At 54.4% G+C, this 15191-nt stretch carries 1 protein-coding gene; it reads right to left on the bottom strand.

Annotated elements, in window-relative coordinates; all coding sequences use genetic code 11:
- Window positions 1-144 precede the first annotated feature (144 nt).
- Window positions 145-15171 (bottom strand): non-ribosomal peptide synthetase, encoded by a 15027-nt coding sequence (locus BLS69_RS27685; RefSeq protein WP_091038392.1) that lies wholly within the window; start codon window positions 15169-15171, stop codon window positions 145-147.
- Window positions 15172-15191: the final 20 nt, after the last annotated feature.

Below are 15191 nucleotides of genomic sequence, written 5' to 3'. Positions count from 1 at the left end.
GTGACCGCATGCCCCGGCGCAGGTCCGATAAAGCTTGCTTTCGGCCTGCGCGTTTACGGGCTTGATTTACGGACTTGCAAGTTGTTCGACGTCTTCCCTGGGATGCGCACCACTTTCGCTTGACGGCGGAGCGCGCTTGTAATATTAAAACGCGAATTCGATCGTATCGACGGCACTCTTTGCGCCTGCCGCCGGTTTATGACATTCAATCCGGCTTAGCTCAAGTTGTGGATTTTCCGCAATTTGAGAAAGTACCCGCAGGTAATCCTCGGTTAAGGTGCGGATCATCGTTTCTTTGAACAGTTTGGTGGCGTAGAAAAAGCCCCCGCTCAGCGCCCCTTCGTTTTCATACATAAACAACGTCAGATCAAACTTCGCTTCTTCCAGTTGGTCAAGCTCGTAATTCTTCAGGCTGACCCCTTCCAGTTCGGCGTCTCGTTCTTCGATATTTTGCAAGTCGAAAACGGCATCAAACAGTGGGAAGCGGCCAGGCTCCCGCTTCACATTCAAACGCTCCACGAGCTCCTCGAATGGATAATCCTGATTCTCAAAAGCTCCCAACGCCGCTTCCTTGACTTCATCAAGGTAGGACAAGAACGTTTTTTCGCCTGACGGACGATTTCGGAGCGCCAGTGTATTAACAAACATGCCGATGACCGGCTCCAAATCGGCGTTAGTTCTTCCCGCCACCGGGGTGCCCACGATTAAGTCTTCCTGCCCGCTGTACTTGGACAGCATCACGGTATATGCCGCAAGCAACACCATGTACAGCGTGCTTCCACGCTCGGCCGCCAATTCACGCAGCCGCGCAGAGAGAGAAGCTTCGACATCGAACTCCAGATGCGCACCTTCGTAGTTGCGAACTGTAGAACGTTCGTAGTCCATCGGCAGATCCCCCGTTGGCAGCTCGCCTTCAAAGGTTTGCAGCCAGTACGCTTCCTGCCTTCCGATCCGCTCTCGGTGGGCCTCCGACTGCTGCCAAACGGCATAATCCTTATATTGAATGCGTAGTGGCGGCAGTTCTTCCCCGGCGTAGAAACTCGAGAACTCATCCATCACAATCGCCATCGATACGCCGTCGGACACAATATGGTGCATATCGAAAAGGAGAATATACCGGTTCGGCTCCAGTTCGACGACTCCGGCGCGCAGCAGCGGCGGCTTGCCGAGATCAAACGGACGAACGAAGTTGCGGACGATCTGCTCAACTTGAGCTGCATCCTCTGTATCCGCTTGATGATGCTCAATAGCAAAATCGACCTGCGGGTAAATCCGCTGAACCGCTTCGCCCTTCACCATTTCAAAACCGGTGCGCAGCGATTCATGCCGTGTTATCAGTTTCCGCAATGCGGCTTCCAACCGGTCTAAATCAAACTTGCCTTCCACCTGCACCAGTTCCGGCATGTTGTAAAGTTGATCCGCTCCATCCAGCGTGTGCTGAATAAACAGCCGTTTCTGCGCGGAGGACAGAGGGTAGTACTCTCTCTCTTCCGCTTGAGGAATGGCCTCATGCTCCCGCCGTTCCATCCGGGCAATCGCATCGGCCATCGCCGCAATCGTGGAGTGACGGAATACGTCGCGCAGCGGGAGGTTGACGTTTAGTTCCTTAAATACCTTGCCCGCTAGTGTCGTCGCTCGCAGGGAGTGGCCGCCGATGTCGAAGAAGTTGTCGTAAACGCCAATCTCCTTCACAAGTCCCAGCACCTCCTGCCAAATCACCGCCAGCTTCATTTCCAGCTCATTGCGCGGTGCGACATACTCCGTTCCACTTCCCGCTTCCCCTTCCGGCGCTGGCAGCGCCTTCCGGTCCATCTTTCCGTTCGGCGTCAGAGGCAAGCGCTCCAGCTCCACGAAGTACGACGGGATCATGTAACCCGGCAGATCCTGTGCCAGCGCACTGCGCAGATCGTTCACCAACAGCTCCGCACTGGTATCCGGTGTGTAATACGCACACAGCGCCTTCTGACCGTTCGCATCACTTCGAACCAGCACTACCGCTTCACGCACGCCTTCCACCCGCAGCAGCTGCGACTCAATCTCACCCGTCTCGATCCGGTAACCCCGGATTTTTGCCTGGTTGTCGATCCGGCCGATGAAGTCCACGTTGCCGTCTTCCATCCACCGCGCCAAATCTCCCGTGCGATACATCCGCTCACCAGCGGTGAAAGGACTGTCTACAAACTTCTCTTCCGTCAGCTCTGGACGGTTCAAGTACCCGCGCGCCACGCCGACTCCGCCGATAACCAGTTCACCCAGCACGCCGACTGGCACAGGGTTCAGATGTGCATCCACGATGTAGAATTTCGCATTCAGCCACGCTTTGCCAATCGGCACATGGCCTTTCTGCGGCAGTTTCGCCAACTGCTCGTCATAAAAGCTGGAGTCGATTGCTGCTTCCGTCACGCCGTAGGCGTTAATGATGCGGAACAACGAGCCGAAACGTTCCTGCAAGGTCCGGTAATCCGCCACGCTGCAACTATCCGAGCTTGTGATCAACAGCTCCATCCCGCTTATATCCAGCCCCTGTTCGTGCACATATTCCATAAACGGTACGATCAGTGCCGGCGTCGATTCAAAGATGGTGATCCGCTCCCGCTCCATCCAGTGGTGCAGACGAGACGGATCAATCCGGTCCTCCTTAGGCACAATCACCATCGTGCCTCCGTTATACAGCGTCCGCGCGATATCACCCACGAACACGTCAAACGAGAAGCTAGCGAGTTGCAACAGCCTTACCGGGAACTGATCCAATCGGTATTCCCGTCGGTAGCCCGCTGCCGTGTTCACCAGACTACGATGCTCGATCATTACACCCTTCGGCTTACCCGTCGTACCTGACGTGTAGATCACGTAGGCCAAATCCTCTGGACGAGCTTCATGGAAGCTGTCCAAGCCAGCAACCTTCAGATGACTCGGATCATCGCTGTTCACAGCACCCGTCAGCTCGCCGGAGGAGCCTTGTCCGAAGTCCATTGGTGCATTCGCTCGGTCTTCGCTGTATGACGTTTCGTCATCGAGATACAGTACCGTCTCCAGTGCTAGTTCCTCTTCGCCGAGCCAGGATTCGGCACGCTCTCGCAGCGGCGTTTGTGTCAGCAGTACCTTCGCTCCGCTGTCTTCGAGCATAAACCGCACCCGGTCCGCCGGATAATCCGGGTCGAGCGGTACATAGGCCCCGCCCGCTTTCCAGACGGCCAGTACGGCTACCAGCAACTCCACCGAACGCTCGGCGAGAATGCCAACGATTGACTCCCGGCCGATGCCGCTTGTGCGTAGCATAGCCGCCAAGCGGTTCGCTCGCTCGTTCAGCTCCACATATGTTAGGCGGTTATTCTCGTACACGACAGCTTCCGCTTCCGGTGTGCGTTCCGCCTGTTCCTCGAACAGCTGGTGGAACGCCGCCACAGGAGCCGGTTCTAGCTGCGCTGGATTAAACGCACCGAGAACTTGTTCTTTTTCCTCTGCAGTCAGCAAGTTCAGCTCGGCAATCTTCGCATCTGGACGGTTTACAATTGTCACGAGCAGCTGCTCATAATGTTTTGCCAGCCGTTCAATCGTCTCCCTTTTGTAAAGAGCCGTCGCATATTCAAAGCTGTAATCCAACCCGCCGTTCTCCTCGCCCACATCCAAGCTGATATCAAACTTCGCAGTATCCAGTACGCTCGGATAAGGAATCAGGCGAAGCCCTTCCAGCTCAAATTGTTCGTTCTCCGTATTTTGCATCGTAAACATCGTATCAAAGAGCGGATTACGGCTTAAATCACGGGTGACTTGCACCTTGTCCACCAATTGTTCAAACGGATAGTTCTGATGCTCAAAGGCATGCAGAGTTGTTTCTTTGACTTCGTTCAGATATGACAGGAATGTTTTTTCCGAAGACGGATAACTGCGAATCGCCAGCGTGTTTAGGAAAATCCCGATCAACGGCTGCACATCTCCATGATTCCTTCCGGCAATTGGCGTACCAACGATCACGTCTTCCTGACCTGAATATTTGTGCAGAAGCACGTTATACGCCGCAAGCAGCACCATAAACAGCGTCGTGCCCGTTTCCGAAGCCAGCTGTTTCAGGCCGTCGGTTTTTGAAGCGTCAAAGAAAAACTCCAGCGTTTGACCCTCATAGCTCTGTACAGCCGGACGTGGATAGTCAGTCGGCATTTCCAGCACTGGAAGCTCGCCCTGGAACATGTCCAGCCAATACGCCCCCTGATGCTGAAGCCGTTCCTGCTGCTCCTGCGAATGCTGCCAAACGGTGTAGTCTTTGTACTGAATGCACAGCGGCTCCAATGGCTCTCCACCATACAAGCGCACGAATTCTTCAACAAAGATTTCCATCGAAACGCCGTCAGAAATAATATGATGCATGTCGTACATCAAAATATGGCGTTCCGGAGCCAGCTCAACAAGGCCTACCCTCAGCAGCGGTGGCTTAGCCAAGTCAAACGGACGGACGAAACCGTGAACCACCGCTTCGACCTCTTGCTCATCCGCTTGATAGAACTCCACCGCAAAATTCACATCCTGGTAAACTCGCTGTGATGCTTCGCCATCCACCATTTCGAACCCTGTGCGCAACATTTCATGCCGCGCCACGAGCTTACGGAACGTTTCTTCAAACCTTGCCCGGTCCAAAGCACCCTCCAGCAGCATCGCTTCCGGCATGTTGTAGCTAAGCTCCGTACCTTCCAGCTGGTTCAGGATAAAGAGACGTTTTTGAGCAAAAGATTGCGGGTATACCTCTCGGTCATCCGCCACCGGAATAGCAACGAATGTCTGCTCATCCAGCCGGTAAATGACGGCCGCCATGCTCTCGATCGTGGAATGGCGGAACACGTCGCGCAGCGGCAAATCCACGTTCATTTCTTTATGAATCTTGCTGACCAACGTTGTCGCCCGCAAGGAATGGCCGCCGATGTCGAAGAAGTTATCGTGAACACCAATCTCCTTCGCAAGCCCCAGCACTTCCTGCCAAATTACCGCCAGCTTCATTTCCAGCTCATTCCGCGGTGCGACATACTCCGTTCCACTTCCCGCTTCTCCTTCCGGCGCTGGCAGCGCCTTCCGGTCTATTTTCCCGTTCGGTGTCAGAGGCAGACTCTCCAGCTCCACGAAGTACGACGGAATCATGTAACCCGGCAGCTCCTGCGCCAGCGCACTGCGCAGATCGTTCACTAACAGCTCCGCACCGGTATCTGGTGTGTAATACGCACACAGCGCCTTCTGCCCGTTCGCATCACTTCGAACCAGCACCACCGCTTCGCGCACATCTTCCACCCGCAACAGCTGCGACTCGATCTCACCTGTCTCGATCCGGTAACCCCGGATTTTTGCCTGGTTATCGATCCGCCCGATGAAGTCCACGTTGCCGTCCTCCATCCACCGCGCCAAGTCTCCCGTGCGGTACAGCCGTTCGCCCGCGACAAACGGGCTGTCTACAAACTTCTCTTCCGTCAGCTCTGGACGGTTCAAGTACCCACGTGCTACCCCAACGCCGCCGATGACCAGCTCGCCCAGCACGCCGACTGGCACAGGGTTCAGATGCGCATCCACAATGTAGAGTTTCGCATTCAGCCACGCTTTGCCAATCGGCACATGGCCTGTCTGCGGCAGTTTCGCCAACTGCTCGTCATAAAAGCTGGAGTCGATTGCTGCTTCCGTCACGCCGTAGGCGTTAATGATGCGGAACAACGAGCCGAAACGTTCCTGCAAGGTCCGGTAATCCGCCACGCTGCAACTATCCGAGCTTGTGATCAACAGCTCCATCCCGCTTATATCCAGCCCCTGTTCGTGCACATATTCCATAAACGGTACGATCAGTGCTGGTGTTGATTCAAAGATCGTCACTTGCTCCCGCTCTATCCAGTGATGCAGACGAGACGGATCGATCCGGTCGTCCTTCGGTACAATGACCATGGTACCGCCGTTGTACAACGTCCGTGCGATATCGCCCACGAACACGTCAAACGAGAAGCTGGCGAGTTGCAGTAGCCGAACTGGGAACTGATCCAACCGGTATTCCCGCCGGTAGCCCGCCGCCGTGTTCACCAGGCTGCGGTGCTCAATCATTACACCCTTCGGCTTGCCCGTCGTGCCCGATGTGTAGATGACATACGCCAAATCCTCAGGACGGGCTTCATGGAAACTGTCCATACCGACAACATCAACATCAGTTGGATGACTTTCGCCACCACCGTTCACAGCACCCGTCAGCTCGCCGGAGACTTTACCGGAAACCATGCTGGAGTCAAGCGGTGCATTCTCCCGGTCTTCGCTGTATGACGTTTCGTCGTCGAGATATAGCACCGTCGCCAGTGCCAGTTCCTCTTCGCTGAGCCAGGCTTCAGCACGCTCTCGCAGCGGCGTTTGCGTCAATAGCACCTTCGCTCCGCTGTCTTCAAGCATGAACCGCACGCGGTCTGCAGGATAATCAGGATCGAGCGGTACATACGCCCCTCCCGCTTTCCAGACGGCCAGCACGGCCACCAGCAGGTCCACCGAACGCTCGGCGAGAATGCCAACAATCTCCTCACGGCCGATTCCACTTGCGCGCAGCGTTGCCGACAGGCGGTTCGCCCGCTCATTCAGCTCCGTGTAGGTCAGCCGATCGTTTTCGTACACGACAGCTTCAGCTTCCGGAGTGCTCTCCGCCTGTTTCTCAAACAGCCGGTGGAACGTAGCCGCAGGAGCCGCTTCTAGCTGCGCTGGATTAAACGCACTGAGAACTTGTTCTTCTTCCTCTGCCGTCAGCAAGTCCAGCTCGGCAATCTTCGCATCTGGACGGCTTACGATCGCCGCAAGCAAATGTCCAAAATGAATCGACAGCCGCCGGATCGTGCTTTCTTTATAAAGAGCCGTTGCGAATTCAAAGTTGCACTCCAGCCCGCCATTTTCTTCCGTAACATCCACACTCAGGTCGAACTTGGCCATACCATATTCGCTAGGGTACGGGGACAATTTCAGCCCTTCCAGCTCAAACTCTGACTCCTCCAGGTTTTGCAGGGAGAACATCGTGTCAAACAGCGGGTTGCGGCTCAAATCCCGGCTAACCTGCACTTTATCGACGAGTTCTTCGAACGGATAATTCTGATGCTCGTAAGCGTCTAAGGTCGTTTCTTTCACTTCTTCCAAATACGACAGGAAGGTCTTCTCCGAAGCTGGATAATTGCGGATCGCCAGCGTGTTGACGAACATTCCAATCAAAGGCTGCATGTCGCCGTGCGTTCTGCCCGCAATTGACGTGCCAACGATCAAATCATCCTGACCTGTGTATTTATGCAAAAGCACGGTATATGCGGCAAGCAGCACCATATATAGCGTCGCTCCTCTTTGAGCGGCCAGCTGCTTCAAGCCTTCGTTCGTTGCCTCATCCACGAAGGACGTCAGCGTATGTCCCTCATAGCTCTGTACAGCAGGACGCGGATAGTCCGTTGGCATTTCCAGAACCGGCAGCTCGCCCTGGTAACGGTCCAGCCAGTAAGCTTCCTCACGTTTCAATTGCACTTTTTGCTCGTCCGATTGCTGCCATACCGCATAGTCCTTGTACTGAATGTGCAAAGGCTCTAATGACTCACCGCCATACAGACGAACGAGTTCCTCAACGAACACATCCATCGAAACCCCGTCGGAGATGATATGATGCATGTCAAACATCAGTAAATAACGATCGGCTGCCAGTTCTACGAGCTCGGCACGCAGCAACGGTGGCTTCGCCAAGTCGAAAGGTCGGATAAAAGCCTGCACGACTGCAGACGCTTCTTCCTCGTTCGCATGACGGCACTCGACGGCAAAATCAACGCTTTCGTAAATACGCTGTACCGCTTCGCCTTGCACGACCTCAAATCCGGTTCGCAACGTTTCATGACGTTTGATCAATCCGCGGAAAGCTTTCTCCAGCAGGCTATGGTCAATCGATCCTTCGAGCAACAGCACTCCCGGCATGTTATAGCTCTGATCGGCTCCTTCCAGCTGATTCAGGATAAACAGCCGCTTCTGAGCTGAGGAAAGTGGATAATACGCTCTTTCGTCTGCCAGTGGAATCGACGAGAACAACTGCTCTTCAATCCGGGAGAGGGCGAGAGCCATCTCTTCGATCGTTGAGTAACGGAATACGTCGCGCAGAGGCAGCTCGACGTTCAACTCCTGATGCACCTTACTCACCAGTGTCGTTGCCCGCAGGGAATGGCCGCCCAAGTCAAAGAAGTTGTCATGAACTCCGATGTGTTCCAATCCGAGCACGTTTTTCCATATTTCAGCCAAGCTCACTTCCAACGGAGTCCGAGGCGGAGTACGTCCTTCGCCCGGCTGCAAGCTATCCTCAGGTGCCGGGAGGGAGCGGCGGTCAACTTTGCCGTTCGTTGTCAGCGGGAGCCGCTCCAACTGGATCAGGTAAGCCGGGATCATATAGGCAGGCAGTTCCTGGGAAAGCACGCTCTTCAGCTCGGCCGCCGGAAGATCACGATCCGCTTCATAATAGGCGCAAAGCTGCTTCTCTCCGGAGGTGTTTTCCCGCGCGAATACCGTCGTTTTCCGAATTCCCTCCACTTTCTGAAGCTGAGCTTCGATCTCGCCCAGCTCAATACGGAAGCCGCGGACTTTCACTTGATCATCCGTCCGCCCCACGTATTCAATCGTGCCGTCCGGTAGCCATTTTGCCAAATCCCCTGTCCGGTACATGCACTCTCCCGGCACAAACGGATGTTCCACAAATTTCTCCGCCGTCAGCTCCGGCCGGTTATTGTAGCCCCCTACCAAGCCTTCTCCGCCGACGCAAAGCTCCCCGGCCACGCCGATCGGCAGAAGTTTATTCTGGCTGTCGACGATATACACCGTCGTATTGCTGATCGGCCGTCCGATGGGTACGGTAACCGCCGACTCATCGACAAAGTCGACTGGAAGATACGTGGTATAAACCGTGCTTTCCGATGGGCCGTACAGGTGGTTGAGCCTGCCAGGTCCGATATGAGCGAGCGCTTTACGCACATGGCCAACCGACACGCGCTCTCCTCCGAACAAAATCGCCCGGACATCCCGCAGGCAGTCGACGTTCACATCCACAAGGACGTTGAAGAAAGCCGTCGTAATCAGCATGACCGAGATTCGCTCGCGCTGGATAAGATCCGCCAGCTGGCCGATTTCCAGCAAAGTCTCGTGGGGAACCAGCACCAGCCGTGCCCCGTTGGTCAAAGCGCCGAAAATATCAAAAATCGCTCCGTCGAACGAATAGCTTGAAAGCTGGAGTACATGATCCCGCTCAGTGATATCGATATAATTCGTATTTCGCACGATCCGCACGATATTGCGGTGCGAAACAAGGTTGCCTTTTGGCTTGCCCGTCGTGCCTGACGTATAGATGATGCAAGCCAGATCTGTCGCTTCGTTGCCCGGATTTAGATTTGTGCGGTCCTCGTGATAGAAGGACTCGTCATCCAGGAAAATCACGGAGTCCGAACCCGCCAGACGCTCGCGCAATCGGCTTTGCGTCAGCATGACCTGCGCACCCGAATCCTCGATCAAGAAACGGATACGCTCCTCGGGATATTCCGGGTCAATCGGTACGTAAGCCGAACCGGCTTTGTGTGCCGCCAGCATACCCACCACCATTTCAATGGAACGCTCAGCCATAATGGCGACCAAACGACCTTTGGATATCCCGTGGCTACGCAAGGTACGAGCAAGGCGGTTAACGCGTTCGTTCAGCTCGCGGTAGGTCAGCTCTTGCCCATTCAAGGAGATGGCAGCTGCATCCGGGATGCGCTCCGCCTGCTCTTCGAACAATTGAATGAGCGTTTTCCCGCGTGGAAATTCCGTGGTGGTGTCATTAAAACGTCCAAGAAGGTCAGCCTTTTCCGCCTCCGTCACAAGTTCCAGCTCGCCCACGGTAATTTCCGGGTTATCCACCACCTGTTCCAGCAAATGAACGAGATGCCCCTTGAGCCGCTCAATACTATCTTTATCAAACACTTCGGCGTTAAAGTCGAACCGAATTTCAATCTCGTCTCCCGGCACCACGGTGACGTTGAAGTTATAGTTTGTCTGCTCCTCCATCTGAACATCAGCGATCGTCAGGTCGCCGTGCTGCTGGTCCCCCGCCTGCTCCATCTGCTCGTCCACCGGATAGTTCTCAAAAGCGATGATATGGTTGATCAGGTTCTGCTTTTGCACGCTGCGGGCCTGAATTTCATACAGCGGATAGTAATCATAACGCCCGGACTCCAGCGCCCGCTCTTGAAGCTTCGCCATCAGGTCGGCGAACACGGTGTCCGCTTCGCTCGTGACCCGGACCGGCACCGTATTGATGAACAACCCGATCATGGACTCAATGCCCGGGATTTCCGCCGGTCTTCCGGCCACGACGCTGCCAAATACGGCATCGTTTGTTCCATTATATTTTTGCAGCATCACGCCCCAGATAGCTTGCAACAGTGTATTGACCGTAACCAGGCGCTGTTTCGCCACCCGGTCCATCCGCTCGCTCAAGTCCTTGCCCAGCTCGGCGGTGACGTGATCAGCCGTAAATCTGCCGTTGGGCGCCAGTTCCTTTTGTCCCGGGAGTACGGTTTGCCCTTCATAACCTGCCAGGAATCCCTTCCAATAGGCTGATGCCGTCTGATCGTCCTGTTTCTCCAACCATTCGATATAGGCCCCATAATCCGATCCCTTATCTCCCGCTGACTGCTCGCCGGATGTCAAGGCCGAGTATGCCTCAAACAGCTCCTGTGTCAGCTGAGCCAGGCACCAGCCATCCATCAAAATATGTTGGAAACTCCACAGTACATGATAGCTTTGCTCTTCGGTGCGCAGGATCGTGAACCGAACGAGCGCGTCATGTTCCATGTCGAAGCCGCGAAGCTTGTCCTCCTCGGCCTTTTTATCCAAGTAAGCTTGTTTCTCGTCCACCTGCAAATGAAGCAGCTCTTCATATTCAAAACCCACCGGCTTGTCGCGGTGTATGATTTGCAACGGCTCGCCCGCCGGTCCTTTCACAAAATTCGCCCGCAGCACCAGATGACGTTTCGCAAGCTCCATCCAACTCCTCTCAAAAAGCTTGACGTCGAGCGCTCCCCGCATCGTAAACCGCGTCTGCTCAAAGTAAGCTGACGTTTGCCGGTCAAGCGCGCTGTGGAACCACATTCCCTTCTGCATCGGCGTAAGTGAGTAAATATTTTCGATTTCCGAGAGATGGCCCGAGCGCTGGGCGATTTGCTCCAATTCTGCAATGGTCAAGCCTTTAAATTGAACGTCGCTAGGCGTCAATTCAGTGTTTTCTTTGCCTGCACAGTGGATAATGAGGTCTCGGAGACTGTGCTCAAGTTGCTGAGCGAGGGCTTCCATCGTTTCCTTGCGATACTGTTTCTGGCTGTAGCTGAGATCGAGCGATAAAGCGCCGTCCAGCACCATACCGTTGATATCCAGCACAAAGCTGCGGGCCTGCCGGTCGCTAGCCGGGCTGCCGCTGGAATAAGAAGATATGCCGATCTCGTCTTGGTTGACATCATCGTCGAACTGACCGAGGTAGTTAAAATTAATTTCCGGCTCTGCGCTCCAAACCAATCCATCCTCCGATTTCGAGAGATAGCGACATATACCGTACCCAAGCCCCTTGTTCGGAATGCGACGCAAGTTTTCCTTGACCTGTTTAATCTGATATGCCAAATCTCGGTCGGTTTCCGGCTCCAGTACGACCGGAAACTTGGTCGTAAACCAGCCAACTGTACGCGTGATGTCGATATCCGTTCCGATCGATTCACGTCCGTGTCCTTCGAGATTGATCCGCACCCGTTCGTGCCCCGTCCATTTGTGTAAGGCTATTCCGAGCGCCGTTACCAAAATATCATTCATTTCGGTGTTGTAGGCACGGTGAACCCGCTTCAGTAGCAGCTCCGTTTCTTCAGGAGATAAACGGACAAACAGCGATTCGCTGTCATACTGCGTCGTAACGTCCGCCTCCATATCCTTCGGCACGGCCAGAACCTCCATTTGTTCCACGGCCTGCCAATAGGCCCGTTCCTTCGCTATCTCCGGACTTTGCGCGTAAGCAGCCAGCTGCTCGGACCAAGTGCGGTACGCATCTGTTTTCGCCGGGAAACGAATTTCCTCGCTTTTTCCAGTCTTCTCGTAACCTAGAGCGAAATCCTCCATCAAAATGCGCCAAGACACGCCGTCTACCACAGCATGATGAACCGCGAGCAGCAAATGATCTCCGTCCTCGCACTGGAACAGTCCCGCCTTCATGAGGGGCCCGTTCTCCAGATCGATGCCTGCTTGAATGCCCGTTGCCTTCGCTTCCACAACCTGCGTGGGATTCTCCGCATCCTTAAAGTCGAACACGTCCAGCGTGAACAGCCCACCATCCTGAATCGCTCGGGTTAACGCACTAAACCCTTGTTCCGTCTTGCAGAACACCATGCGCAAGGCATCATGATGCTCGGCCAGCTTTTGCAGCACCTGATACACTGTCTCTTCGTTGAAGCGTTCCTTCCGATAAAACATCACCGACTGGTTGAAATGATGCGGGTCCGCAAAGGAACTCTCGAAAAACCAATGCTGAATCGGTGTCAAAGCCGTTTCACCCGTTATTTCGCCTTGATCGATGGTACGTCTGATCGGTTTCACATGCAGGCTGAGCTGTGAAATCGTCGGATATTTGAATAAATCCCGGATTTCCAGCTTGTACCCGGCTTGATGAAGCCGCGAAGATACTTGAATGGACTTGATCGAGTCTCCGCCGAGCTCAAAGAAATGATCCGTTACCCCAACACGATCGGCGTTCAATACCGCCTGCCACACAGCAGCAAGCGTTCGCTCAGTTTCATTGCGGGGAGCTACGTAAGCGCCACCGGTCAGTGCGTTGCCTTCCGGGGCAGGCAAAGCCTTACGATCGATTTTGTCGTTCGGCGTGAGCGGCATCCGCGGTAGCTGAACAAAATGCGCCGGAATCATGTAATTCGGCAATTTTTGCGCCAGCGCGCTTCTCAGCTCGCCGAGCGTAAGAGGGAGGCTCGCGACCAGGTAAGCGCACAGTTCTTGCCCACTTTTGCCTTCCCGCGCGATCACAATCGTCTCCTGCACCGAGTCGATCTTCAGAAGTTGCTCTTCAATCTCACCGACCTCGATTCGGAATCCACGGATTTTCACCTGATGGTCGATCCGGCCCAAGTACTCCATATTACCGTCCGGCAGCCAGCGGGCGAGATCTCCTGTCCGGTATAGGCGTTCTCCCGGCGCAAACGGATGTTCCACGAACTTCTCTGCCGTCAGCTCCGGTTGGTTCAGGTAACCTCTCGCAAGCCCCACGCCTGCCACGCACAGCTCACCGTCCACTCCCGGAGGCACAAGTTGCAGGTGGGCATCCAAAATAAAAATCTGATGATTAGCCAGCGGGCGCCCAATCGGAATAACTCTGCGCTCCGGCTGCTGCTCATCCGCATCCCAAAGCGTCGTAACAATCGAAGCCTCGGTAGGGCCGTAAGCATTGAAATAGTGAACCTTCGCTTTCCACTGCTGCACGAATTCGGCTGATACCGCCGAACCTCCCGTTACAAGCTTTGTTAAGCTGGGAAGACGATCTGGGTTCAAATGAGCGCTGTACGTCGGAGGCAAAATCGCCGCCGTAATCGCATGCTCGTTCATATAACTCTCGAACAGACGAGTGTCGAGAATTGTCTCTGCCGTCGGGATGTACAAAGCCGCGCCAAAATAGAGTGCTTTGAAAACTTCCCAGCAGGATGCGTCGAAGGACAAGCTCGCAAATTGAACGATCCGGTCTTGCTCCGTGATGCCCAGCCTGTCTGCGAACATCAGCTTCAAGCTGACCAAACCACGATGCTCCAGCATGACCCCTTTGGGTTTGCCCGTTGTACCTGACGTATAAATGACATAAGCAAGATCGTTTGGACCGCTGGCCGCCTCCAGGTTGGAACCATCGTCGCTATAGAATTGCTTGTCATCTAGCGCCAATACGGTCCCTTCGAACGGGACTTGCTGTAACAGCTCTCTTTGAGTCAGCAGCAGCTGCGCGTTTGAGTTCTCAAGAATGTAGCGGATACGTTCTTCCGGGTACTCCGGGTCGATCGGCACGTAGGCACCACCAGCTTTCAGAACCGCCAGAATGCCAATGACCGTCTCCAGCGATCTCCTGACCATCAAGCCTACCAACTGATTAGGCAGCACGCCGACCGATCGTAGCGTACGCGCCAGCTGGTTCGCCCGTTCGTTCAGCTCTGCATATGAAAGCTGCTGCCCCTCAAAAACAACCGCCGTCGCCTCGGGCACACGCTTCGCTTGCTCCTCCACAAGCTGATGAATCGTCTGATCACGAGGATAGTCCTTCTCGGTATCGTTAAAGCTTTGCAGTAATTGAAATTTTTCGTCCTCCGACAGCATGTCCGCTCGCACGATGTCCAGCTCCAGCTCATGAAGCCCCACGGACAGCAGGCGATTCAGATGGCCAACGACCCGATTCATGAACTCGGAGTCATATAAGTGCTCGTTATATGACAGCGCTAGCTGTATCGTCCCGCCGGTTAAACTGAATTCAAAGGAACAGTCTGTGACCACGTTTTGCCCAATTTCGTCCAGATGCAACTCCTTAAGGGATACTAGCGTATGGACGAAGGGTATCCCTTCTGCATATTGCAGATCCAGCTTCTCCGTCATTTTCAAGAACGGAATATGTTGATGCTGAATGGCTTCCGGCAAGGAAGTCCTCAGTTCGCTCAGCAGCGTTTTAAAAGTTGCCCCCACCGAAAGCGAGTTTTTCAAAATGACCGTATGATTAACGGATCGACGCGTCTCCGCCTTTTTCCGCACAACTGGCATGCCGACCAGAATGTCTGAAACTCCTGTATATTTATGCAAGAGTGCCTGAACACCAGCGAGCAAAATCATAAAAGCAGCCAGCGGAGCACCCTTGCTCATTTGAAGGACGCGCTGCGCCGCTTCCTCCGAAAGCGAACCGCCAACGGTTTTGACATTGGGCACCCGGGAGTTTGGAGCTTTGCTGTAAGGCAACCGCGTCAAGGTATAATCGTCACTACCGAATTTTTCGTTCCAAAACAACGTTTCTTTTTCAAAAGCCATCTGGATCGTTCCCCTCTCTTCATCGGTAAAAGCAATCCGGCGGAGCATATGCCAAAGCAACGCTCCAGCCTCGCTCATCTCCTTTTCAAACATCTGACAACAATATCAATGGC

Origin of the sequence: Paenibacillus sp. CF095, assembly GCF_900101225.1 — a bacterium.
Classification (GTDB): domain Bacteria; phylum Bacillota; class Bacilli; order Paenibacillales; family Paenibacillaceae; genus Paenibacillus.
Note: the sequence above shows the minus strand (reverse complement) of the source record. Positions and strands in the feature narration are given on the sequence as shown.

Coding starts and splice junctions, on each gene's coding strand:
- BLS69_RS27685 (WP_091038392.1), bottom strand. CDS start 15,171: ATGTTTGAAAAGGAGATGAGCGAGGCTGGAGCGTTGCTTTGGCATATG.